Source organism: Sphingomonas olei (genome assembly GCF_045369765.1).
GTDB lineage: Bacteria > Pseudomonadota > Alphaproteobacteria > Sphingomonadales > Sphingomonadaceae > Sphingomonas > Sphingomonas panaciterrae.
Genome location: NZ_JBIQEU010000008.1, coordinates 104,529 through 129,585, shown reverse-complemented (window position 1 = coordinate 129,585; position 25,057 = coordinate 104,529). Strand labels below are relative to the sequence as shown.

Below are 25,057 nucleotides of genomic sequence, written 5' to 3'. Positions count from 1 at the left end.
CCGCCGCCCGGCGCAGCGCCGGCATCAGCGCGCGGGCTGCTGCTCGAACAGGCGGCGCAGGAACACCGTTTCCACCTCGCGGCGAAGATCGTTGTTCGGCTTCTTCAGGAAACCATGGCCTTCGTCGGCGAACAGCACGTACCAGGTCTCGTTGCCGTTCGCGCGCAGCTTCTCGACCACCTGGTCGGACTCAAGCTGCGGCACGCGCGGGTCGTTGGCGCCCTGCATCACCAGCATCGGCTTCTTGATGCGATCGACGTTGGTGATCGGCGACACGCGCTGCAGCACGGCGCGCATCTTGGGATCACGCTCGTCGCCATATTCGGCGCGGCGATTGTCGCGGCGATAGGCCTCGGTATTCTCGAGGAAGGTGATCCAGTTGCTGATGCCATAGCGCTCGACGCCGCCGACCAGCCGGTCGGAATAATGCGTCATCACGGCAAGGCTCATGTAGCCGCCATAGGACTGGCCATAAACGGCGACGCGATTGGCATCGAGGTTCGGCTGCTGCCCGATCCAGTCCAGCAGCGCGCCGATGTCCTTCACCGAATCCTCGCGCTTCTCGGCGTTGTCGAGATTGAGGTAGCGCTTGCCATAGCCGTCGCTGCCGCGGACGTTGGGGAGGATCACCGTCGCCCTCAGCACGTCGGCGAAATATTGCGCGCCATAATTCCAGATTGGCCGCGTCTGCGCCTCCGGCCCACCGTGGATATCGATGATCACCGGGGTGCGCGTCCCCGCCGGCACGCCCTTCGGACGATAGACGAACGCCGGCACCGACAGGCCGTCGAACGACTTGAAGCGGATCAGCTCCGGCTCGGCGAGCTGCGCGGGATCGAGATCGCCCAGTTCCGACGTCGTCCAGCGCGTCAGCTCCCCGCCATCGACGTCCCAGCTCCACACGTCCCCGGCCGAGGTGGCGGAGGTCAGGCCGATCGCCAGCTGCTTGCCATCGGGCGAGAATTTCAGCGCCGTCAGCACGCCCTTGGGCAGCGTCGGCTGCGGCAGCGCGCGCCGCGTGATCCGATCCTGCACGACGACGCGCGAGAAACCGTCCTCGTTCACCGCATAGGCCAGCACGCGGCCATCGTCGGTCAGGTCATAGCTTTCGACGTCCCACGTCAGCCCCGGCGTCAGCACCACCTGCGCGCCGGTGGCGAGGTCGATCTCGACCAGCTGGCGCGTGTCGTTGCCGCGGTCGGAGACGGCGATGATCTTCTTGCCGCCCGGCAGATAGCGCGGCGATTCATACACCGCCGCTTCCGCCTTGGGCGCGATACGCCGCGCCTTGCCGGTGGCGAGATCGAGCTCGAACAGCTGGTCCTCGCGGTTGGACAGGCTGCGCACGAAGATCAGCCGCGACTTGTCCGGTGCAATATCCGCCGGGGCCACTGCGCCATCCGCCTGATACAGCGTGCGCGGCGTGCCGCCCGCCTTGGGGTCGACGCCCAGGATCGTATAGGCCGCGCTACCCTTGGTGGCGCGCGCCCAGGCGAGCAGGCTGCCGTCCTTGCTGAACACCGGCGATCCGTTGCGCGTGCCCGCCTGCGTCAGCTGCTGCGCCGTGCCGGTCAGGCCGCGGGTGTACAGCTGGAACCATTCGTCGCCGCCGGTATCACGCGTCATCACGAAGCGGTCGGTGCCCGGGACGACGGTGGCGCTGGCGATCGGCTCCGCGCCAAAGGTGACCTGGGTGCGCGTCGCGCCCGGCTTCGCCACATGATGCAGCTGCTGCGTCGCGCCAAAGCGGGTGGCGATCAGCATCGAGCCATCCGGCAGCCAATCCTCGAACTGCGCCGCGCGGCTGTTCTGATAGCGCTGCACCGCCTCGCGCACATCGGCCGGGATTTCCGGCACACCCGACAGCGTGGCGCTGCCCACCTGCCGCTGGGCGACTGGCTGAGCGCCGGCGGTCTGCTGGCCGATGGTCTGGGCGGACGCGCCGGCGGCGAGCGCGGCGAGCGTGAGCGAGGCAGCGAAGTGCTTGAACATGCGACCCTGATCGAACAGCAAGTGTCCCAGCGTCAAGCCATCGTGGCGGTCCGCGATGCAGCGGCACTGCCCCCTGCCGCCACCCGCTCCCCACCGATCCAGGTGCCGCGCGGCCGGAAGTCCGCGCCCAGCCACGCAAGGTCGGCGCGCATCCCCGGCCGCAACGCGCCGCGATCGCCCAGCCCCAGGAAGGCGGCCGGCGCGCCCGACGCCATCATTGACGCATCCGCCACATCCAGCCCCAGCAGCCGCACCGCATTGCCGACCGCCGTCGCCATGTCGAGCGCCGATCCCGCCAGCGTGCCATCCTCCTCGACGCACACGCCCTGCTCGATGCGGATCGTCTTGCCCTGCAGCACGAAATGATCGGCATCGGTGCCGACCGGCGGCATGGCATCGGTGACCAGCATGAACCGGTCATGCGGCCGTGCGGCAAGCGCGATGCGAAGCGCGGCCGGCGCGACATGCCGCCCGTCGACGATCAGCCCGGCATAGGCCGTCTGGTTCTCGATCGCGGCACCCACCACGCCGGGCTTGCGATGGTGCAGCGGCGACATGGCGTTGAACAGATGCGTGACGGCCGTCACCCCGGCATCGAACGCGCCGCGCATCGTCGCATAATCGGCGTCGCTATGCCCCGCCGCGACGATCACCCCCGCCGCCACCAGTTCGCGAATATGCGCCGTCGTGGTCATTTCCGGTGCCAGCGTCACCAGCGAGCGCCCATGCGTCAGGCTGGACAGAAGCGCGATCTTCTCCGCGTCCAGCCGGGTGAAATGCGCCGCATCATGCGTGCCGCGCCGGCGCGGGTTCAGGAACGGCCCCTCGATATGGATGCCCAGCACGCCGGGCACGCCCGCCGCGATCGCCTGCTCCGTCGCGCGCATCGCGCGGTCGATCTTGTCGATCGTGTCGGAAATCAGCGTCGGCAGGAAACCGGTCGTACCGAACCGCGCATGCGCCGCGCCGATGGTGGCGATCGTCGCCACGCTGGGATCGTCGTTGAACAGGACGCCGCCGCCGCCATTCACCTGCGTGTCGATGAACCCGGGCAGCAGCCACCCGCCCCCCAGGTCGACCCGCTCCGCGCCTGCGGCATCGGTGCCGGCATCCGCGACGCGGCCGCCCTCGATCAGCAGCTGGTCGGCGACACGGCCCTCGCCGAGCACGACCGTGCCGTTCTCGAACAGGATCTTGCTCATCGCGTCTCGGTCACTTTCCTCAAATGCGGCGGCGCGTCGGGATCGTTCCCGCGCGCGATCGCCAGCGCATTCACCATCCGGTAAAAGCTCTGGATCTGCAGGATCGGCTCCAGCACCGGGTCGCAGGCAAGGGCCGGCAACACGCCCTTCCCCCCGGCATCCGCCAGCAATGTGACCGCGCCGCGCTCGGCGAACAAGGCCGCCGCGTCGCGCACGTCGTCGCCGCTCGCATCCGAACTGGCAAAGCCCAGTACCGGGAAGCCGCGCCCGACGATTGCCATCGGCCCGTGCCGCACCTCGGCTGCGGAAAACGCCTCGGCATGCAGCCCGCAGGTTTCCTTGAACTTGAGCGCCGCCTCCAGCGCCACGGCATAGCCATAGCCGCGCCCCAGCACGAACAGGTCGCGCGCGCCGACCAGCGGCGGGATCGCCGCGCCCCAGCGCAGCGCAAAGGCGCGCGACAGCGCATCGGGCAGCGCCGTCAGCCGCTCCTGCAACGCTGCGTCGCCTGCCCATGCTGCTGCCAGCGCGGCCTGCGCGACCAGCGTCGTGATATAGGATTTGGTCGCCGCGACCGATCGCTCCGGCCCGACGCACAGCGGCAGCACCTCGTCGGCGCACGCCGCCAGCGGCGATTCCTCGTCATTGACCATCGCGACGACCAGGGCGCCACCGGCCTTGTAGGCCGCCGCCGTCGCCAGCAGGTCGGGGCTGCGGCCCGATTGCGAAATCGCCAGGCACAAGGCGCCCTTGGCCTCCAGCGGCGCGCGATACAGCGACGCGATCGACGGGGCGGCGGAGGCGACGGTGATCCCCGTCTTGGTCTCGAACAGATATTTGCCGTACGTCGCCGCATGGTCGGATGATCCGCGCGCGCAGGTGACGATGAACGGCGGCGGGTCGCGCTGCAATCGCGCCGCCAGCCGCGCGATCGTTGCGCTGTTGCGCGCCAGGAAGCGGGCGGCGGCTTCGGGCGCCTCACCCGCCTCGTTGTGCATCAACGTGCCCGCCGGATCGGGCTTGGCCGGCGGGGCGGCGATCGGCACCGGGCGCATGGTGGCAGGTCGGCGCAGCGCGGCGCGCAGCCGCGCCACTTCCTCCCAGTCGGTGGTGCGGGCAAGCTCGCTTTCAAACCCCAGCCGCAGCGCCGGTGCCCAGGCAACACGCGGGCGGGATGCGGCGGCATGAACCGCGCGAACGCCGGTCTCCTCGACCAGCGCGGCGACGTCTGTCGCCCGGATCGTACCGCCCGCCATGATCTCCACCCGGTCGCCCGCCTGCGCGCGCATCCGGCCAATGGTGGCCGCCCCTGCCGCCGCGGTGCGGGCGCCACCGGACGTCAGGATGGTGGCGATGCCAAGCTCGGCGGCGATCTCCACCGCAGCCACCGGGTCGGGCAGCAGGTCGACCGCGCGATGCAGCGTCACGTCCATGCCGACCGCCCGGGCGACCATCTCCTCCAGCAACGCCACGTCCAGCTCGCCGTCGGGGGTCAGCGCGCCGATTACCACGCCGCTCAGGCCCTCGGCACGCGCGACATCGATATCGTGCAGCATCGCGGCACGCTCCGCCGCATCATAGGAAAAATTGCCCTCGCGCGGCCGGATCATCGCGCGCACCGGGACCGGCGATTGTGCGGCTTGCCGCAGCAGGCCGGGCGTCGGCGTCAGCCCGCCCAGCGCCAGCGACGAACATAGCGCGATGCGGTCGGCGCCGCCGGCGATGGCCGCGGCCAGCCCTGACGCATCGTCGACGCGGATTTCGATCAGGACGTTACTCATGCCCTCAGCCTTCCGTCCGCTGCGCCGGAACGCCGCGCAGCGTATGGCGGCGCCACCTGCCCGATAAGCGTCCCCGCCGTAATAGCGGATATGCGCATCCGCAGCGCTGCTTAGGCTTCGGGCGTTCATGCCGCCGAGTTATGACTCCAGGCACCCTCCTCCTGCGCCGCTCCTGCGCTGCTCCTGTGCCGCCTGCGGGTTGCCTTCCGCGCGAACGCCCGCCTAATCAGTGGCCATGATCGCGCGCGACACCGGACCATGCCGCCATGCGCCGTGATGCACGCGCCCGGCGCGAAGCGCTGCTGGAGGCCGCCGCGGCGTGTTTCGACGCCGACGGCTTCGGTGTCCCGCTGGAGGATATCGCTGCGCGCGCCGGCGTCGGGCGCGGCACCCTGTATCGCAATTTCAAGGATCGGCTCGACCTCGCCTTCGCCATCTTCGAACGGCAGGTGTCCGCGTTCGAGGAACGGTTCGATCCCACCATGCCGATCGCGCAGCTGTTGCCGCTGCTGGTGCGCGACGGGCTGTTCTCCTGGCAGCTGTTCACCCGCCTCCGGCTCGACATGCAGCTGTCGCGCGACAATCTCGCCGCCTTCGCGGCGCTCGGCGACCGGCTGGAACGGCTGTTCGCCACGGCGGTGGAGCGCGCCATCGCGGCGGGGGAGCTCAGGCCCGACGTCACCGCGCGCCACCTCGTCACCGCGATGCGGATGATGTCGGGCTTCATCGTCGACAAGCAGGTGAATGACGCGGTGGAGGCGGAAATTGCCGAGGCGCTCGATCTCCTGCTGCGCGGGCTCGCCCCGCGCTAGCGGGGGATCAGCTACCCGCCGGGCTGCTCCCCGCCTGCCACCGGCGCCCATCCCAGCCCCAGCGCCTTGTTCACCGCGACGAAGCTGTTGGTCAGCTGTGCCTTGGCCTGCGCCACCGCCATCGCTGCGGACAGTCGCTGCCGCTAGACATCGAGCTGGTCGATCAGCGTGCTGGTGCCCGCCTCCACCCGCTGCCGGTTCAGCGCGGCGGCGCGCGATGCCGATTGCTCGGCGCTCGCCAGCCGGGCGAGCTGCCGCCGGGTGGCGGCGAAACGCGACAGGCTCGTCTCCGCATCCTGCAAGGCGGCCAGAACGGTCTGGCGGTAATTGGCCTCTGCCTCGTCGCGCTGTGCTTCGGACTGGCGGACGGCGGCGGCGGTGCGCCCGAGATCGAGGAACGACCAGCTGATCTGCGGCGCCAGCAGCGTCGTCAGATTGCCCGGGTCCAGCACATCGCCGGGCGACGTACCACCCATGCCCAGGATCCCCATGAACCGGATCGCGGGATACCGTTTCGCCTCGTTCACCCCGATCGCGGCGGTGCTGGCGGCAAGTGCTCGTTCGGCGGCACGGATGTCGGGCCGGCTGGCGATCAGCGCGGCGGGATCGCCCACCGCCACCTTGGCCGGGGGCAGCGGCACCGGCACCGGCGCGGCGAGCGTTGCATCCAGCGCGCCGGGCGTACGGCCGGTCAGCAACGCCAGCACGTCGCGATATTCGTCCGCCTGCGCGGTGAGCGGGATCGCCTGCGCCTCCGTGCTTTCCAGGTCGGTCTTCAGCCGTTCGACCTGCAGCGCCGACACCGTGCCCGCCGCCAGCCTTTGCTCCATCAGCGCCAGCGACTGGCGCTGGAGTTCGGACGAGCGGGCGTTCAGCGCGATACGCTCCTGCGCATCGCGATAATTGACGTACGCCTGCGCCACCTGCGCGGTCAGGCTCACCTGTGCATCCGCCAGATCGGCGTAACGCTGCCCGACCGCGGCGCGCGATTGTTCGATCCCCCGGCGCACCCCGCCGACCAGATCGGGCTCCCACGAGGCATTCAGGCCAAGGTTGTAGAAATCGAGGCCATTTGACTCCGATCCTGACCCGCCACCGCCCGATCCCCCGCTGTCGTCGGCCAGATCGATGCCGGGCAATTGGGCGCGCAGATAGGTGCCATTGGCGCTGATGCTCGGCGCCTGATTGGCGCGTTGCTGCCGCGCCTGCGCCTGCGCCTGCCGGATCCGCGCCTCTGCCGCAGCGATGCTCGGGCTGTTCGCCAGCGCGTCATCGACCAGCCGGTCGAGCGTCGCATCGCCTAGCGTCTCCCACCACCGCGCGACCCCCGGCGCCGGCACCGCCGCCTCGTTTCCACGGACGAACTGCCCCCGCGCCGCGGCATCGGTGCCGACCGCCGGCGGCCCCTTATAATCCGGCCCGACCGTGCAGGCGCCGAGCAGCAGGAGGCAGAGCAAAGCAGATGTACGCATCAGTGCATCGCCGCTGGCGCGGCGTCCTTGGGCAGTGGACGAAGGAACAGGACCAGCGGCAGCACGATCAACGTACCCACCGCCATGATCCAGAAGATATCGTTATAGGCGATGACCAGCGCCTGCGCCTGAACCTGCTGCGCGATCATGCCGAGTGCTGCGGGGGTGCTGCCGAGCGACTGGCTGAGCCCGCCGACATAATCCTGCACCATCGGCGAATTGGCGTTCAGCGTTTCTTCCATCCGGCGCGAGTGCAGCCACAGCCGCTGCTCCTGCAGGATCGAGATGCCGGCCAGCGCGAAACTGCCGCCCAGGTTGCGCACCGCGTTGAACAATCCCGATGCATCGCCGGCGTCGGCCGCGGGCACGGATCGCACCACTGCCTGGCTCAGGAACAACATGCCCAGTATCTGCCCCACGCCGCGCATCAGCTGCGACACGGTGAAGTCGCCGCCGCTCGTCTCGGTGGTGAGGCCGGAGTCGAGAAAGGCAGATCCCGCCATGATCAGCAGTCCCGCGCCCACCGCCAGCCGGATATCGACGCTGCGCAGCAGGAACGGCACGATCGCCATCATGACCAGGCTGGGCAGGCCCGACAGCAGCACGACCTTCCCCGATTGCAGGGCATTGTAATCTGCCAGTGCAGCGAGGAACTGCGGGATGACGTAGGATGTGCCGTACAGCACCATGCCGAGCACCAGTCCCATCAACGCGACCGAGCCGAACTGACGGTCGAGCAGCAGGCTGAGCTTGATGATCGGCCGGGTTGCCGTGCGCTGCCCGATGAACAGCAGCACGAAGCCGACCAATGATATCAAAGCCATCAGCCGGATCAGGCCGGAATCGAACCATTGTTCGCGCTGCCCGTCTTCCAGGAAGACGGTGAGGCCGCCCAGCCCGAGGGTGAGGCCCGCAATGCCCAGCCAGTCGGCATTGCCCAGCTCGGTCATGTCTGCCTTTTCATGCTTCAGCCCGACGAGCAGCATGGTCACCAGCACGGCGCAGATCGGCACGTTGATGAAGAAGGCATAATGCCAGCTGATATTCTCGGTCAGCCACCCGCCGACCAGCGGGCCCACCACCGGGCCGAGGATCGCGGTCACCCCGAACAAGGCGATGCCGATCGGTTGCTGGCGCGGCGGCAGGCGTTGCGCGATGATCGTCTGCGCCGTCGGGATCATCGCGCCGCCAGTGAAGCCCTGCCCCACCCGCCCGATGATCATCATCGTCAGCGTCGTCGCAGTCCCGCATACGACTGAAAACAGCGTGAACAGCCCCGCCGCGGTCAACAGGAACGTGCGAAGCCCCAGCAGCCGCTGCAGCCATGCCGCCATCGGGATGACGACGATCTCCGCCACCAGATAGGCGGTCGCGACCCATGTCCCTTCGGTGCCGCTGGCGCCGATCTCGCCCTGGATGACGGGCAGCGCGGAATTGACGATGGAGATATCGAGCGTCGCCATCAGCGCGCCCAACGTGCCGGCCGCCACCGCCACCCACGCCGACATATCGGCGCGTTCAGGTGGCGCCGCCGCTGGCGAGATCGCCGCGCTCGCCATGCTCAGCGGCTCCGTTCCGACAGCCGCTTCTGCTCCGACCGGATCTGATCCAACTGTCCCTTGGCGCTGCGCGTGTCGACCGTCACCGTCACCGACAGGCCCGGCACCAGCAGGCGACGCGCGGCGGGGCTCGCCTCAAGCGCGATCCGCACCGGCACCCGCTGCACGATCTTGGTGAAATTGCCGGTCGCATTTTGCGGCGGCAGCAAGGAGAATTGCGCGCCCGTTCCTGGCGACAGGCTGGCGACGCGTCCGGGCAGCTCAGTACCGTCAAGGGCGTCAACCTTGATCGTCGCCGGCTGGCCCGGACGCATCAGGGCGAGCTGCGTTTCCTTGAAATTGGCGGTCACATAAATCTGGCGCAGCGGCACCACCGACATCAATCGCGTCCCGGCCGTGGCGAACTGGCCGACCGTCGCGGTCCTGTCGCCGATGCGACCTGCCACGGGCGACCGGATTACCGTCGACGACACGTCCACGTTCGCCGCCGCCAATTGTGCCGCGGCACCCTGCCGCTGGGCGCGGGACTGGCCGATCTGCGCCTCCAGTGTCGCGACCTGGCGCTGCTGCGCGGCAAGCGCCGCGGCCTGCGCGCGTGCATTCGCCGCCGACTGATCGGCCGCAGCGCGCAGCTGGGCGAGTTGCTGCCGGCTCTCGGCGCCGGACTCGGCGAGCGGCGTATAGCGGCGCACCTCGTCCGCATCGTAACGTGCCTTGGCCTGCGCCGCGGCGAACTGGGCCTGCGCCTGCTCAATCGCCGCGCGCTGCTGCGCAATCTGGGCACGGCTGGCGTTGGCACTCGCCTCCGCCTGCGCGATCTGCGCTTCGGCTTGCGCCGCCTGCGCGCGGTAGGATCGCGGATCGATCCGGACGAGCGGCTGCCCCGCAGTCACGTCCTGGTTGTCGGCAACGAGCACCTCGGCGACATAGCCGCTCACCTTGGGCGCGATGGTGACCAGATCGGCCCGGATGTAGGCGTCGTTGGTCTCCTGCATGAATTTGCCGCTGGTCTGATAACGCACCAGCCACAGCACGCCGCCGAGTATCGCTGCCAACAGCATTAGAAGAAGAATCAGGCGGGCGCGTCCGCTCAGGCGACGGCGCGGCTTTTTCTCGCCCGGTGCCTCCGGCGTCTCGATGAACGACGTGTCGCCGGCGGTCTGATGTGGTTGGTCGCTCATGAGGCCTTTTCATGCTGCCGATGCCGCGGCGCTATAAGCGGACATTCTGTCCGCTATCAACCCGCCACGCGGCAACATGACCCAACATGGTTTGCTCGCCACGGTCAGTTGTTCCCCAGTTGCCATGACCCGTGCGACCGTAAGCGCGATAGACGCGTTCTTTGGGCAGCTCCCTCGATCAAGCAGGTTTTCGTGGTTCGTACCTTCCGGCAAATTCTTCTGCTGCTGCTGATTGTCGCGGGGGCCCCGGCCGTCGCACCCGCGCAGGAAACCGCCCCATCGAACAGCACCGCGCCTGCAGTACCGGCCGATCCTTTCGGTCGTGAAACACCGCGCGCCGCGGTCACTGGCCTGATCGAGGCGCTGGCCAAACGCGATTACGCGCGGGCGGCCAATTATTTCGACCTGCCGGTGCAGCAGGATCCGCGCGTTCTGGACGGCGCGTCGGAGCTTGCGCGTCGTCTGCAGCGGCTGCTCGATAGCGGCGGGTCGCTGACGCCCTTTGCCGGCCTGTCCAACGAACCCGGCGGCAGGATCGACGACAATCTGCCGGTCGACCGTGAACTGGTCGGCGACCTGCGGATCGGTGAGGGCGAGGCGCCGATCTTCCTGGTCCAGCGCGAGGCCGACGGGCGGCGCGTCTGGCAAATTTCACACGACACGATCCGCCGGTTGATGACGGTCCCAGCCGCGCAGGTCGTGCCGCTTCAGCCGACCGCCGTGCCAAGCGTCACCGTGGCGGGTGCGCCGGCGGAGGATTGGGGGCTGCTCGTTGGCATCGCGGCGCTCAGCTTTGTTGTTCTTCGGTTGCTCGCCACGCTGGCGCTGACGCTGATGCGGCGCGGCATCACCGATCCTGATTCCAGCGGCGTGTACCGTTTCTTCCACGCCGCGCTGCCGCCCTTGAGCCTGTTCATCGCGGTCATCGCCTTTTACGGCTGGGCGGAGCGGCTGGAGGTGGCGATCGTCGCCCGGCAGACGCTGCTTCGTTACGCCGGCGGTGTCGCGGCGATTGCCTTGGTATGGTTCGGGCTGCGACTGGTCGACGCAATCGCCGACGTCACGATCGCGCGCATGACACGGCGCGCACGACGCCAGGCGGTGTCGGTCGTCACCCTGCTGCGTCGCGCGGCCAAGATCCTGCTGCTGGTGTTCAGCATCGTCGCGGTGCTCGACACGTTCGGGATCGATGTGACCACCGGCATTGCTGCTTTGGGTATCGGCGGTATCGCGCTTGCGCTCGGCGCGCAGAAGACGGTCGAAAATCTTGTGGGCAGCGTCACGGTCATTGCGGATCGTCCGGTGCAGGTCGGTGATTTCTGCCGCGTCGGCGATGTCGTCGGGACCGTTGAAGACGTGGGGATCCGTTCCACCCGCATCCGCACCAACGATCGCACGATCGTCACCATCCCCAACGGCGATTTCTCGTCCCGCCAGATCGAGAACTTTGCCAAGCGCGACCGCTTCCTGTTCAATCCGGTGATCCGGCTCGATTACGACACCCCGCCCGACAAGATTCGCGCAGCCGTCGACCTGATCGAGGGGGCGCTGAAAGGCCACGACAAGGTGCTGCAGGACGGCCCGCGCGCCAGGTTCACCAATTTCGGCGAGAACGCGCTGGAGGTGGAGATCTTCGCCTATATCGCGGTCAGCGACTTTGGCGAAAGCACCGTCATCCGGCAGGACCTTTTGCTGTCGATCTATGAGGGGCTGAACGATGCCTCCATCCGGCTGGCGGTACCCGCGCGGCGGCTGTTTTTCGCCAATGATGATCGCGCAGAGGCCAGCGATGATGCCGGCGAGGCACCATCAGGCGATCTCGACCGTTCTTCATCATCTTCTACTCGGAATGGGGTGACATGATGAAAGCAGCGGACGTCTTCACCACGCTGGATATCGAGCTGAAACCCGATCCCTCCCGCACCGTGATCCGCCCGTTCAGCTTCGACTATCCCGACGACATGGCGGACGGGCGCCCCGCGCGCATGAAACAGGTTGCGCAGCGGCTGCTGTCGCTGCCGCCAGCACTGCGCGCCCGGATGCGCATGCTGCTGGCCGTGCCGATGCACGAACGCCATCGCAACGCCGACGAAACCTTCCTGCGCCGCTATGACGAGGTTGCCGCCTCCCTTGACCTCAACGGTACCATCGACAGCACGGACCGACTTCTGATCGGAGCATATTTCAGCCAGGAATATGCCTTCGAATCCGCCGCATTGTTCAATCCCAGCATCATCCGAGTCCCCGACGCCAGCCCCGATGATGAGGCGATGCCCTTCCTCCTGTCGCTGCGCGGGATCGGCGAAGGTCATATCTCCTCCGTGACGTTCCGAACCGGCACCTGGGACGGCAGCGACCGCATCGAGGTCAATCCGGCCAGCCAACACGGCATCCCGCCCCGCATCGATCATGAGCATGATGGCTGGACGCGTCTGTTGTGCAGCGACAGCGACGACGTGTCCGAGACCGTGCTGTTCCCGGTGCTGCCGAGCCAGCGTTCCGGGATCGAGGATCTCCGAATGGTGAACTTCACCGATGATGATGGTGCCCGAAGCGTCATCGGCACCTATACCGCTTATGACGGCATGCACGCCCGCGCCGAGTTGCTGCGCGGGGTTGACCTGCGCACGGTGGAGATGCGCGCGCTGACCGGCCGCTTGGCCCCATACAAGGGAATGGCGCTGTTCCCGCGGCGGATCGATGGCAAGTTCGTCATGCTGGGTCGCCAGGACAATGAGAATATCTGGTTGCTGCGCTCTGACCGGCTCGACCATTGGGACGAGGGGCAGCAGATCATGGGACCGAAATACCCGTGGGAGTTCGTTCAGATGGGGAATTGCGGCTCCCCGATCGAGATTGACGAGGGCTGGCTGGTATTCACCCATGGCGTCGGGCTGGTGCGCGGCTACAGCATCGGCGCGTGCCTGCTGGACAAGGCGGATCCATCGCGGGTGCTGCTGCGCACGGCATCGCCGCTGCTGTTCCCGAGCGCGGAGCAGCGCGGTGGCTATGTGCCCAACATCACCTATAGCTGCGGCGCGCTGCTCCACAAGCGGCGCATCCTGCTGCCCTACGCGATCGGTGACGAATATAGCGCCTTCGCCATCGGCAACGTCGACGACCTGCTTTCGGTTATGGTCAAGGCCTGACGCGCGATCAGCGGTTGGACGGCACCGCTGCGGTGGACTCGCGCACCACAAGCCGCGCCGGCACCTCCACCGGCGCACGGTCGCGGGCGTCCGCGGCGGTGGTGATCAGCAATTCGGCGGCACGCGCCGTCACCTCGGCGATCGGCTGCGCGATGGCGGTGAGCGGCGGATGATGGAAGCGGACGACGGGCGTGTCGTCGAAGCTGACCACGGACAGGTCGCGCGGTACGTCCATGCCGCAATCACGCGCCTCGGCAATCGCGGCGAGCGCCATCTGATCGTTACTCGCGACGATGGCCGTGGCACCGGCCTCAATCAGTTGCTTCGCCGCCGCAATGCCCGAGGCATAGCTGAAATCGCCGTTCGCCAGCAGGCCATCGGCGGAAAGCCCCGCCGTCTCCATCGTCCAGCGCCAGCCCTCGACCCGCCAATGGCTTAGCTCATAGTCGGTGGGTCCCGCGATGAAGCCGATACGCCGATGCCCCAGCCCGACGAGGTGCATCGTCGCATCGCGCGCCGCCACCTCGTCACCCATCGTCAGCCGGAACCCGCCCCCGTCACGCAGCGACCCGATACGCGCAAAGGCGATCCCCGCCTTTTCCAGCAGGTCGGTGATCATCGGGTTGTGCGAATGGGGCGGTGTCAGGATCACGCCATCGGGTTGCAGCGCGGCGAGCGCGGCCGACAACTCCCGCTCGATATGGTCGCTGTGCGTGTCGACCAGCTCAAAGATCATGCGATAGCCATGCTGCGCGCAGGTCAGCATTCCGCCGAGCAGCATCTGGTCGATCCAGTCCGACCCCTCGCGCTTGCGCCAGTCCGCAATCGTGCGATCGCGATCGTTCAGCGCCAGCAGAAGATAGGATCGCGAACCGCCCATCCGCTGCGCCGCGATTGACGGCACATAACCAAGCGCCGCGATCGATTCCTGCACGCGTTGCATCATCTCGGGCCGGACATTGGGCTCCTTGTTGATGACACGGCTGACCGTCTGCAACGACACCCCCGCATGGGCGGCGACATGCTTGATGGTGACCGACTGCCGGCGACGCCCCATGACGATCCTCAGGCAGCGGTCTGGCGCGCGCCGGCGCAATAGCGGGCGACATAATCGGCATGGGCCGGCAACCCATTGACCGTGCGCGTCACCTGGGCACGCAGCGTCTGAAGCAGCCGCGCCAGTTCCTCGTCGGTCAGCTTGTCGGTGATCGGATGCCAGGCATGCGGCTCGATCCCCTGCCCCAGCAGCACCTGCAGCCAGCTATGCTCCGCGAACAATTCCTCGTTGCGGCGGAACACACGCGCCGTGTCGCGGAACAGCTCGATCTTCTGTTCGAGACTGTCGGGGATCGGCATTGCGGCGCATTGCCGCCAGAACGCGCTGTCGCGCCGGTCGGTGGCCTTGTAATGCAGGATCAGGAAGTCGCGGACCTGCACCATGTCGGCGTGCTGCTGATCATTGAACTCGGCAATGTCGCGCGGGCTGATCGGTCCGGCTGCCGGCATCATCCGGATCAACCGCAGGACGGCGCGCTGGATCAGGTGGATGCTGGTGGACTCCAGTGGCTCCATGAACCCGCCCGACAGGCCGACGGCAACGCAATTGCGATGCCATTGGCGACGCCGCACCCCTGTGGTGAAGCGCAGGTGATTGGGCTGCGTCAGCACCTCACCCTCGACGTTGCCGAGCAGCCGTTCCAGCGCGTCTTCGCGTGACAGATAGCGACTGCACCACACGATGCCGTTTCCGACCCGGTGCTGCAGGGGGATGCGCCACTGCCATCCGGCATCATGGGCCATGGCGCGGGTGTAGGGCACCGCCGGCCCCACGCTCGCCGTTTGCACCGCGATCGCGGAATCGCACGGCAGCCAATGGGTCCAGTCATCGAAGCCGGCGTGCAGCGCGCCCTCGATCAGCAGGGCGCGGAATCCTGTGCAGTCGAGGAACAGGTCGCCGGCGATCGCGGTGCCATCTTCCAGCACCAGCGCCGCGATGTCTCCGCTGTCGCCATTCAGCTGTACCGTGCCGATCTTGCCCTCGATCCGCGCCGCCCCGTCGCGCTCCGCCATCCCCCGCAGGAACTTCGCATAGAGGCCAGAATCGAGCTGGTAGGCATAGTTCAGGCGATCGTCAGGCAGATGCGCGAACTTCCCCGCAAGCGCCGCCTGGAGCTCAACCGAATAATCGCCAAATGGCGCCTGATGCCCCTTGGCGCGCCCAGCGAGCCAGAAATGCTGAAATCCCGCTGCCCAATGATCCTTGCCGGTCAGGCCAAAGGCGTGAACGTAGCGATCGGTGCCATTGCGCCAGCCATCGAACACGATACCAAGTTTGAAGGTGGCATCGGTCGCCGCCATGAACTCGGCTTCGTTGATGCCGAGCAAGCGATTGAAGCCGACGATCGGCGGGATCGTGCTTTCGCCGACGCCGATCGTTCCGATCGCCTCAGATTCGACCAGCGTCACTTGTGCCGCGCGGCCCATGGTGCGCGCAATCGCCGCCGCGGCCATCCAGCCGGCGGTGCCTCCGCCCGCAATGACGATCCGGCGCGGCGTCACTTGCTGAGCTGCCGCAACAGGAAGCCGCGGATCCGCCCGGCCGTTTCAGGATCAAGCGGGCCGAGCACGCTTTGTGCCTGCGTCGGGATGTGCGCACGCGGAAGATCGGGGTCACCGAACACGTAATAATCGAACATGTCGCGCCAATACGCCCGTTCGTCCGCCGGCAACTCGCGAATGGACATGATCGCGTGGTTCAGCGCGTCCTGCGGTTGCCCCAACCAGCGCGGCGTTTCCCGCCACCAATAATTTACCAGCACATTGAAGGGGTCGAGGCCCTCCACGTGATGCCACCAGAGCGACGGTATGTAGAGCGCGTCGCCCGGCTCCAGCACCACGGTCTGCGCCGCTTCCGCCGCCTGCGCGAAACGCGGATGCGCGGCGAGGTCGGGATTGTGGAAATCGACCATGCTGACCGCGCGGCCGGCCGGCGTGTTGTCGATCGGTCCCAGATACAAATTGCGGAACTGCTCACGCGAAAACAGCGTGAAGCGCCGCCGTCCCACTGCCACGCAGGCCAAATTGTGCGGAAAATCGTTGTGCGCGGCGATGCGCGTTCTGGTGCCGATCCAGATGCTCTTCAGCAGATCGCGATCACCGAGCGCGAGCGGATTGTCGCTGGTCAGGCCAGAGAAGAAAGCCTCCATGTCGATCGACGCAAGGTAGATCGGCGGGGCGTCCGGCTGGTCCTCGACGCTGGCGATGTGGCGGAAGATGTCGTGCAGCTTGCCCCGCCCGACGCGAAAGTTCATCGCCATCGTGTCGTCGTAGAACAGCCGCCCTCCGCTGCCCGGCTGGCCCACGGAGACGGTGAACGCGACGTCCTTGGCGCGTGCCGCGATATAGTCGCGCGCGGCCTGTGCGGATTGCTGCCCCGCCTGCACCAGCGGCCAGCAACGCACCAGGCCGCGCACGACGAAGGGGGCGGTGGCATCGCACAATGCCGCGTCTAGCGCGGTCGGATCAGCAACCGAGCGTTCGGGCACCGCCGCCATTTGCGCGAAGATGCCGGGCGATGCGGGCGGATCAGCCATGACCGTCGCGCTTGTTCTTGCGCGCGACGAGCGCCCGCAGGTTGCCGAGCGAGGCGAGTGCCATGAAGATTGGCATCAGATGGCCCTCTCCATGAAGCTCGCCCAGCGCCACGCCGTCTAGCGCGCGCAATCGGCCCTCGTCGATCACGTGAAAGCCGACCAGGCGATGCGTCGAACCATCGTTCAGCGTCACTTCAAGGGTCAGCGGCTCGAGAAGATCATGCCGGCGAAGCGCCGCGAAAAATGCCGTCGACTCCTCAAAACCGGCATGCAGCGCGCCGAGCCGGTCGGCGATCGCTTCGAGAAATGGCGTTGGCGTACCTTCCGGCTCGAACACGCGCACGCCCTCTTCGCCAGCAATGCGCGGGCTGCCGAAGTCGATATGGACCTGTCGCGCGCCGGACGCGTCGGGGCCACCGATCAGGAATGGCTGCACATCCAGCGCGAGCGGCACGTAATCGGCGTCCCAGCGCGTGCCCTCCAGGAACAGATTCTCTCCGGTCTCGAAGCCGAAGATTGCGTGCGCGGTGAAATCGTCACGCTCCGCATTCAGCCGGAAGAGAATTGGGTAATGCTGCTGCGCATCGCGGAACTCCGCCGGCATGACGACGCTCGTCATCACGCCATCACCCAGTGCTACGCCGCGATCGATACGGACGCGCAGGTCGCGATGGGCCTCGGGGGTCAGAATGGCGTGATGGGGGTTCATGCGATGATCTCGTTCTGCCGATCTGCGCGCAGGGCGTCGAGATAGGCACGATTGGTGGGAAGGCTGGCCGCAAGCGCGCGCGCGCGCTGCGCCGCCTGCCGGAGTGCGGCGCTCGCGGCGGGCACGCCCTCGATCCGCATGGGACCGGGCGGGGGCGGCGCCATGCCCATCCCGTACAGCACATATTGATAGCTGGCCGCGGGAAACACCTCGTCCACCATGCCAAGGTCGTGCCCGCTGGGTGGTTGCTCACGCCAGATCGCCAGCAGCCCGGCAAGGCTATGCGGGATCGACGCGCAATCGCGATTGTCACGCCAATAGGGCTGGCCGCGGTCGCTGAGCACGTAGTGAAGTTTCAGGAAGTCGACGATGCGGTCCCAGCGATAGCGGAACAGTGCGTTGAACCGGTCGGCATGCGCATCCATGCTCGCGCGGGTTGCGGGAAAGTTCGCCACAAGCGCATCCAGCGCCAGTTCGATCGTCACGATCGCCGACGCCTCCAGCGGTTCCAGAAAGCCGCTCGACAGGCCGATGGCGAGGCAATTGCGCTCCCAGAAGCGCGTGCGATGTCCCGAACGGAACGTCAGCTTTCGCGGGGCAAGTGCGTCCAGATTGGCAGCGGGCGTGGTCCGCCCGAGATACGCGCGCAAGATTCCCTCTGCCGCGTCATCGGTGAGGTGCGCCGACGAATAGACGCATCCGACGCCACGCCGCGTCGGCAGGCCGATGTCCCAGATCCAGCCTGCCTCATGCGCGGTGGCATTGGTGGTTGACGCAATGGCACTTCCCGCCGCCACCGGCACCTGCACGGCCAAGGCGCGGTCGTTGAATAGTTCGTGGCCACGGTCGATGAAGGGCACGCCGAGCGCGCCGCCAATCAACAGCGCAGCATGACCGGTGCAATCGATAAACAGATCGCCCTCCATCGCGCCATGATCGCGGCAGCGAACGGCGGCGATGTCCCCGTCGTGGCGGCGGTCGACCGACAGTACATGATCGCGGACATGGCGCACGCCAAGCCGCTGGGTCGCATGGCGACGAAGCAGCGCAGCCAGCTTCACCGCGTCGAGATGATAGGCGTAGTTCAGCGCACCGGCATAGTCCGGCATTGCCCGCTGCCTTGGTGCGAGATCCAGTGCGCAGGCCCGCGCCTGCGGCGTGACGGCCGCCGCAAAGCCTGGCTCTCCGCCAGCCTGCCACGCGGCAACGAGCGCGCGCGGATCGGCCTCGACCGGGGCTGAAAAGGGGTGAAGGTAGGAATCATCCGGCGCCCCATTGCGCCAGCTGTCAAAGCGCGAGCCTTGCTTGAACGAAGCGTCGCAGGCGAGCAGAAATTCCGCCTCGCTGATCCCGATGCGGGCGAGCGTACGGCGGATTGTCGGCCAGGTCCCCTCCCCGACACCGATCGTCGGCACGTCAGGGGATTCGATCAGCGTGACCTGCACGGGAGGTTGCGCAGTAGGATCGGCGCACGCCGCGATCGTGGCGGCCGCGAGCCATCCGGCGGTGCCCCCGCCGACGATCACGATGTTGGCGACCTGCCGTTTCACGCCCACGCTCACCTCTGTCGGCGCACCAACGCGCCGTTTCACCCATAAGAGCCGCCCGTCCATCGCGGAAGGGCGGCTCTCCGGGCGTCCGATCAGAAGTTGAAGCGGACGCCTGCGCTGTAGCGGGCAAAGCCCGGCTGCGAGAAGGTGACCATCCGGTCCGATCGACGATGCCCACGGCGCGCTTCGCCGGTCAGGTTGATCGCCTCCCCGAACACGGTGAGTCCAGGGATGAACTCATAGGCGACGCTCGCGTCCAGCTGGCCGTAGGATTCGACATAGGTCGGATCGAAGCCGTTGCTGCTGTTCAGGAACGACGCGCGCCAATTGTACGCAGCACGTGCCTGCAGCCCGAATTTGTCAAAGAACAGCACGGCGTTCGCACTGTCGCTCAGACCCACGAGCGCGAACTGGCTGGTGTTCGGGTTCAGCGCGTTGTTGAACTTCGCGTCGCCGTTCACGATCGTGTAGTTCAGGATCGTGCCGAAGCCAGTGTCCCAGAACCGGTGCTGTATCGCGAATTCCCAGCCGTTGATATTGGCGGTCTGGTCGCTGTTGAACGGCTGGTTGATCTGGAAGTTGAACAGATTGTCCTCGGGCAGGCCGAAGATGTTGCCGTTCAGATAGGTCACCCCGCCTGCTTCAACCTGGCCGGTGACCTGCGAGGATCCCGGGAAGTTGCGCAGAATGTAGTCGCGGATCTGGATCGCATCCGTCGTGCCGCCCAGAGCCGCCTGTGCGGCGCGATACCGCGGGCCGTCAGCAGGGTTGCGCAGGCCGAACGCCGACTGGTCGATCTGCGTGGTGCCGATGAAGTTCTGCACGTCCTTGTTGAAGAAGCCGACCGAGATGTAGCTTTCGCGGTTGTAATACCACTCGGCCGACACATCGATATTCTTCGACTTGAACGGGATCAGGTTCGGGTTGCCGTTGGTGCCGGTGCCGCCGCCGATGCGCGGGTTCGACGCCAGCTCAAGCCCGCCCTGCAGCACGCCATAGTCGGGACGCGTGATGGTGTGGCTGTACGACGCACGCAGCTTCACGTTGCGGATTGGCTCCATGTCGAAGTCGATCGCTGGCAACCAGTTCTGGTAGCTGCCCTTGGACGTGATGAACGAGCGCTCCGGCGCATAGACCAGCGCGAATTCGTTCGCTGCCGTCCAGCGGGTTCCCGTCGGCACCTGCACCAGCGCGTTGGAGGTAACGGTGGTCTGGTCGTAGCGTACACCAGCGATGATGTGCGCCGAGCCGGCCAGCAGGTCGAAGCTCGAGTTCACCTGGACGTATGGCGAGATCGTCTTTTCGCGCAGGCGACGGTCCGTGGTGAAGTCGGCAAGGCAGGTACCCGGCTGGGCCGTACCAACCTGCGGCGCACCGCAGATGTTGTACTGGCCACGCAGCAGCTCTGCCATGCGTTCGAAGTTGAAGCCCAGGATTTGCTGCGGCAGCGCCGCGTCGCCGGCGCCCGGCACGCCGCGGAACTTGTCCGGCAGGCTGATCAGGCTGAACAGATCGTCCGGCGTCGCTGCCGCACCGAAGCTGGCGCCGCGCGGGTCGATGCCGCCCCAGGTGTCGTTCTGGATGAAGCCATAGGCCGACCGCACTTCGTTATCGATGTACGAGAAGCCGAAGTCGACCGAGTCGAGGAACGCGCCCTCATGCTCGTACCGGCCCTTCAGCTGGAACTGGTTGATCTCGTCACGGAAATACGCGTTGCGGAACGAATTGCCGGTCGGCGTGACCAAAGATGCGTTCAGCGGGTCGATGCCGGGCTGCATCGAATAGGAAATGATCGGCAGCGCGTTGCGGAAATCGATCGTCTGGCGCGCCACACCGAACACGGCGCTGCCAATGTTGGTGCTGGTGCCATAACCGTTCGTCGGGCGCGATTCCGCGGTCGAGTGATGCGCGTCGAACGACACGGTGACGCCACCCGGCGCTTCCCAGTTCAGGTTGAAGCCGAGCGACTTGTTCTCGCTGACATTGGCGCTCAGCGCGCCGCTGTACGACAGGTCCTTACCCGGGCCGAAAGCCTCGCTGTAGAACACCGGACCGGCGACCGGGCCGTCGGTCCACTCGCTCGACACGTCGCCGAAGTTGAACCACACGCCAACGCTGTTGGAGCGCACTTCAACCTTGTTGCGCGAATAGGTGAAGTCGGCCGTCGCGGTCAGCGTGTCGGTCGGCTTGATCTGCAAGACGGCCTGGCCGTTGATACGCTCACGGTCGATGTCGCGGACGTTGTACGATGCTTCCTGGGGAATCTCGTAGACGTCATTGCCGGAGGGGCGGTTCACCTGCGCCGGATTACGCGGCAGCGAGCCCCAGTCGTCCTGCGAGCCGAGGAAGCCGTCGCGGAAGCCGACGAACGCCTCGTTCGCGCTCGCCTTGCGGCGCTGGTACACGCCGTTGACCATGATGCCGATGCGATCGTCAGCGAAGGTGGTGGAGAAGATGCCGGAAACTTCCGGCAGGATCTGGTTCTTGCCGTTCTGCGAGGAGTCTAGAACGCCGCGCGCGGCAATGCTGCCACGCATGCCCGGCTTGTCGAGTGGGCGCGGGGTGCGGATGTTGATCGACGAACCGATGCCGCCCGACGGAACAGCCGCGCGGCCGGTCTTGTACACCTCGACGCCAGCGATGCCCTCGGAGGCGAGGTTCGCAAAGTCGAACGAACGCGAGGCCGGCGCGCTGGCACCATCGCCCAGCGTCGACGTCGGCATCTGACGGCCGTTCAGCGTGACGAGATTATATTCCGGGCCGAAGCCACGGACGGTGACGAACGAACCTTCACCGTTCGACCGATCGATCGACACGCCGGTGATGCGCTGAAGCGACTCGGCGAGGTTGGTGTCCGGGAACTTGCCGATGTCCTCGGCCGAGATCGCATCAACGACGCCCTGTGCGTCGCGCTTGATGTCGATCGCCTGGCGCAGCGAGGCACGGATGCCGGTGACGACGATATCGTCCTCGCCCTGCGTCGGCTCGGAAGCCGTGGCGGGCGTTTCGGCAGGGCCGGTGCTGCCGACCGTTGCTGCCGCGTCCTGCGCCCAGGCCATGCCCGGGGCGGTCGCCAGTGCCGCAACCGATGCGCCAATCACCAGGCGCGAAAGCGAGCGAGCCGCAAAGCTCCCCATCAGAAAGTCCTCCCCTGTACCCTGCGTACGTCGAACGGTCCGCAAAATGCGGACTGTGAACGTTCACTTCTACCGCGCTCCATGCGGTGTCAAGAAGTCGCGGCCGAAACTTGTGAACGTTCCCAAATTGTGTTGTTGGCGTGCCACAAGGGGCCTTTCCGGACAGCATCAGGGGGATATCGACATGTTCAGGAACAAGCGTACTTGGCTCGGCGCCTCCGCTATCGCGATGCTGGCTCTTCAGCCGCTTGCCGCGCAGAGCGGAACGCCCAAGGCGGGCAGTGCGCGATCCACGAGCACTGCCGATGCGCGGCAGCGAGCGCAGTCGATCGTTGATCGCATGACGCTCGATGAGAAGATCCAGCTGCTGCACAGCCTGTTCCCGCCGATGGCCGCGGGCAAGACCACCAACGAACTGATCCCGTCAGCCGGCCATATCGATGGCATTCCGCGCCTCGGCGTGCCGCTGGTTCGTGAAAGCGATGCGTCGCTCGGCGTCGCCAATCAGGTCGAACAGCGCAAGGGCGATGTCGCCACCGCCCTTCCCTCCGCACTCGCCACCGCCGCCAGCTTTTCAACCGATATTGCGCGGGCGGGCGGCGCGATGATCGGCGCCGAGGCGCGGGCGAAGCGGTTCAACGTCCTTCTCGCCGGTGGCGTCAATTTGACGCGCGACCCGTGGAACGGCCGGAACTTCGAATATCTCGGTGAGGACCCCCTCGTGTCGGGCCTGCTGGGCGGCGCGCATATTGCTGGCGTCCAGTCGAACAAGATCGTGTCGACGGTGAAGCATTTCGCGCTCAACTCGCAGGAAACCGGGCGCATGATCCTCGACGCGCGGATCGCGGAGGCCCCGCTGCGCATGAGCGACCTCCTCGCCTTCCAGATCGCCATCGAACAGGGCAAGCCGGGCTCCGTCATGTGCGCCTATAACAAGGTCAATGGCGACTGGGCGTGCGAGAACGACTTCCTGCTCAACAAGGTGCTGAAGCAGGACTGGGGCTATCGTGGCTGGGTGATGAGCGACTGGGGCGGCGTACACTCGACCGTGAAGGCGGCCAACGCCGGCCTCGACCAGCAATCGGGCCAGGAACTCGACAAGGCGATCTTCTTCGGGGAGCCGCTGAAGGAAGCGGTGCAGGAGAACGCCGTGTCGCAGGCGCGCGTCGACGACATGGTCGTCCGGTACCTGACCGGCCTGATCGAAACCGGCACCTATGATGCATCGATGCCTGCGACCGCACAGACGCCGCCGTACAGCCGCAACGCGGACGTGGCGCAGCGCACTGCCGAGGCGGGGATCGTCCTGCTGAAGAACGACCGCGACGTCCTGCCGATTGCCCGGACTGCGAAGAAAATCGTCGTCATCGGCGGGGCGGCTGATCTCGGCGTCCTGTCGGGCGGGGGGTCCAGTCAGGTGCGCTCCGTCGGCGGTGCACCGATCGAAATCCCGCTATCCGAAGGACCTGCTTCGTCGTTCGTCCGCATCACCTACCATGCGTCCTCACCGCTGGCGGCACTGCGCAAGGCGCTGCCGGGGGCGCAGATCTCGTTCCTCGACGGCCGTAACCACAATGCCAACATTGCTGCGGCAAAGCAGGCCGACCTCGCCATCGTGTTCGCCACCCAATGGACAACCGAGGCGGAGGACGTGCCCAACATCAAGCTGCCCGACAATCAGGACGCGCTGATCGCCACCGTTGCCGACGCGAACCCGAACACGGTGGTGGTGCTCGAAACAGGCGGCCCGGTGCTGATGCCGTGGATCGACAAGGTGCCCGCCGTCGTCGAGGCCTGGTACCCGGGCCAGCGCGGCGGCGAGGCGATTGCTGCCATCCTGACGGGAGCCGTTAACCCGTCCGGGCGCCTGCCCATCACCTTCCCGGCCTCGATCGGCCAGCCGCCGCGGCCCGCGCCGGTGGGCCTCGACATGTTCAATGCGGCGGAGCTTGCCGCCGCGGCCAATTCAGCAGCGACGCCGGTGCCGGCGCCAAAGAGCTTCCCGGTCGATTATCAGGAAGGCGCAGACGTCGGCTACCGCTGGTACGAGAAGAAGGGATTGAAGCCGCTCTTCCCGTTCGGACACGGGCTCAGCTACACCAGCTTTGCCTATCGCAACCCGGTGGTCAGCGGTGGTGACACGTTGCGCGTGACCGTCGACGTCGTGAACACCGGCAAGCGCGCCGGCGCCGACGTGCCGCAACTGTACGTCGCGCGCGAAGGTGCGGGGCCGATGCGCCTCGCCGCGTTCCAGCGGGTCGAGCTGAAGCCTGGTGAGATGCGTCGAGTCACCCTGACGGCGGAGCCGCGCGTGGTGGCCGATTATGACACCAAGTTGCCGGGCTGGCGCATCGCTGCCGGCACCTATCGCGTGGCGATCGCACGCGACGCGACCGATCGCACGCTGGTCCGCACCACCACGCTGAACGCCCGTACGATGCGGCCCTGATCAGCTGCCCTCCCTCTCCCCGCGGCGCGGGGAGAGGGAAGTAGCGATTATCCCGCCATGCGGTGCATCGCACACAGCTTGTTGCCGTCCGGATCGCGCAGATAGGCAAGGTAGAGGTTGGCAAAGCCACCCTCGCGAACGCCGGGTGCGTCCTCGATCGCGGTGCCACCATTTTCGACACCCGCCTGGTGCCATGCGTTCGCCTGCTCCGGCGATTCCATCGCGAACCCGATCGTGCCGCCATTGGCGTGCGTCGCGGGCTGCCCATCGATCGGCTTGGTGACCAGGAACAGGCCGCCATTGTGCATGTAGATCAGGCGGCCCTTGTCGTCCTGCATCGCCGGCTTGCCGCCGACCGCGCCGAACAGCGCGTCATAGAATTTTTTCGACCGATCAATGTCGTTCGATCCCACCATCATGTGGCTGTACATTCACCCTCTCCCCTAGAACGCCGGTCATGCGCCGGCACGA

General features: G+C 66.8%; 17 protein-coding genes. 4 read left to right on the top strand and 13 right to left on the bottom strand.

Translation table 11 applies throughout. From position 1 onward, the window contains the following. Positions 1 to 24: 24 nt before the first annotated feature. From ACH0BU_RS11000 to ACH0BU_RS10990, 3 genes are read right to left on the bottom strand one after another with little or no spacing between them, the layout of a single operon-like run. Entirely contained in the window at positions 25 to 1,992 is a 1,968-nt protein-coding gene (locus ACH0BU_RS11000; RefSeq protein WP_296220629.1) for a S9 family peptidase, read from the bottom strand. A gap of 32 nt (positions 1,993 to 2,024) precedes the next feature. Next, on the bottom strand, positions 2,025 to 3,194 hold the full coding sequence (nagA, locus tag ACH0BU_RS10995) for an N-acetylglucosamine-6-phosphate deacetylase (RefSeq protein ID WP_296220627.1): 1,170 nt from the start codon (positions 3,192 to 3,194) through the stop codon (positions 2,025 to 2,027). Next, positions 3,191 to 4,975, bottom strand: a complete 1,785-nt coding sequence (locus ACH0BU_RS10990; protein WP_314471188.1) for a copper homeostasis protein CutC — start codon at positions 4,973 to 4,975, stop codon at positions 3,191 to 3,193. The genes nagA and ACH0BU_RS10990 overlap by 4 nt, the downstream gene beginning before the upstream one ends. 266 nt (positions 4,976 to 5,241) lie before the next feature. Here ACH0BU_RS10990 and ACH0BU_RS10985 point away from each other — a divergent pair, with 266 nt between their 5' ends. Next, positions 5,242 to 5,787, top strand: coding sequence for a TetR/AcrR family transcriptional regulator (locus tag ACH0BU_RS10985; RefSeq protein WP_125946632.1), 546 nt, complete (start codon positions 5,242 to 5,244; stop codon positions 5,785 to 5,787). A gap of 143 nt (positions 5,788 to 5,930) precedes the next feature. On the opposite strand, the gene ACH0BU_RS10980 is transcribed toward ACH0BU_RS10985, so the two are convergent. The 3 genes from ACH0BU_RS10980 to ACH0BU_RS10970 are packed head-to-tail and all read right to left on the bottom strand — an operon-like array spanning position 5,931 to position 9,999. After that, positions 5,931 to 7,259, bottom strand: coding sequence for an efflux transporter outer membrane subunit (locus ACH0BU_RS10980; protein WP_367269727.1), 1,329 nt, complete (start codon positions 7,257 to 7,259; stop codon positions 5,931 to 5,933). After that, positions 7,259 to 8,818, bottom strand: a complete 1,560-nt coding sequence (locus ACH0BU_RS10975; protein WP_314471193.1) for a DHA2 family efflux MFS transporter permease subunit — start codon at positions 8,816 to 8,818, stop codon at positions 7,259 to 7,261. Before ACH0BU_RS10975 ends, ACH0BU_RS10980 begins: the two co-directional genes overlap by 1 nt. 2 nt (positions 8,819 to 8,820) lie before the next feature. Continuing rightward, positions 8,821 to 9,999 (bottom strand): HlyD family secretion protein, encoded by a 1,179-nt coding sequence (locus tag ACH0BU_RS10970; RefSeq protein ID WP_296218640.1) that lies wholly within the window; start codon positions 9,997 to 9,999, stop codon positions 8,821 to 8,823. Positions 10,000 to 10,191: 192 nt separating this feature from the next. On the opposite strand from ACH0BU_RS10970, the gene ACH0BU_RS10965 reads away from it, so the two are divergent. Both ACH0BU_RS10965 and ACH0BU_RS10960 read left to right on the top strand, forming a co-directional pair. Then, entirely contained in the window at positions 10,192 to 11,862 is a 1,671-nt protein-coding gene (locus tag ACH0BU_RS10965) for a mechanosensitive ion channel family protein (protein WP_168770670.1), read from the top strand. After that, complete coding sequence (locus ACH0BU_RS10960; RefSeq protein WP_125946629.1) at positions 11,862 to 13,148, top strand: glycoside hydrolase family 130 protein; 1,287 nt, start codon at positions 11,862 to 11,864, stop codon at positions 13,146 to 13,148. The genes ACH0BU_RS10965 and ACH0BU_RS10960 overlap by 1 nt, the downstream gene beginning before the upstream one ends. 7 nt (positions 13,149 to 13,155) lie before the next feature. On the opposite strand, the gene ACH0BU_RS10955 is transcribed toward ACH0BU_RS10960, so the two are convergent. The 6 genes from ACH0BU_RS10955 to ACH0BU_RS10930 all read right to left on the bottom strand — a co-directional run bounded on the left by ACH0BU_RS10955 (position 13,156) and on the right by ACH0BU_RS10930 (position 22,137). Then, complete coding sequence (locus ACH0BU_RS10955; RefSeq protein ID WP_296218639.1) at positions 13,156 to 14,205, bottom strand: LacI family DNA-binding transcriptional regulator; 1,050 nt, start codon at positions 14,203 to 14,205, stop codon at positions 13,156 to 13,158. Positions 14,206 to 14,213: 8 nt separating this feature from the next. After that, entirely contained in the window at positions 14,214 to 15,707 is a 1,494-nt protein-coding gene (locus ACH0BU_RS10950) for a tryptophan halogenase family protein (RefSeq protein WP_296218638.1), read from the bottom strand. Beyond that, positions 15,704 to 16,741: a cupin-like domain-containing protein gene (locus ACH0BU_RS10945; RefSeq protein WP_296218637.1), complete on the bottom strand. Its 1,038-nt coding sequence runs from the start codon at positions 16,739 to 16,741 to the stop codon at positions 15,704 to 15,706. Before ACH0BU_RS10945 ends, ACH0BU_RS10950 begins: the two co-directional genes overlap by 4 nt. Next, entirely contained in the window at positions 16,734 to 17,450 is a 717-nt protein-coding gene (locus ACH0BU_RS10940) for a SapC family protein (RefSeq protein WP_314471200.1), read from the bottom strand. Before ACH0BU_RS10940 ends, ACH0BU_RS10945 begins: the two co-directional genes overlap by 8 nt. Next, entirely contained in the window at positions 17,447 to 19,000 is a 1,554-nt protein-coding gene (locus ACH0BU_RS10935; protein WP_296218635.1) for a tryptophan halogenase family protein, read from the bottom strand. Before ACH0BU_RS10935 ends, ACH0BU_RS10940 begins: the two co-directional genes overlap by 4 nt. A gap of 92 nt (positions 19,001 to 19,092) precedes the next feature. Beyond that, entirely contained in the window at positions 19,093 to 22,137 is a 3,045-nt protein-coding gene (locus ACH0BU_RS10930; protein ID WP_296218634.1) for a TonB-dependent receptor, read from the bottom strand. Between the two features lie 184 nt (positions 22,138 to 22,321). Here ACH0BU_RS10930 and ACH0BU_RS10925 point away from each other — a divergent pair, with 184 nt between their 5' ends. Then, positions 22,322 to 24,586: a beta-glucosidase gene (locus ACH0BU_RS10925; protein ID WP_500264026.1), complete on the top strand. Its 2,265-nt coding sequence runs from the start codon at positions 22,322 to 22,324 to the stop codon at positions 24,584 to 24,586. A 47-nt stretch (positions 24,587 to 24,633) separates the two neighbouring features. On the opposite strand, the gene ACH0BU_RS10920 is transcribed toward ACH0BU_RS10925, so the two are convergent. Continuing rightward, complete coding sequence (locus ACH0BU_RS10920; RefSeq protein WP_046409852.1) at positions 24,634 to 25,017, bottom strand: VOC family protein; 384 nt, start codon at positions 25,015 to 25,017, stop codon at positions 24,634 to 24,636. Positions 25,018 to 25,057: the final 40 nt, after the last annotated feature.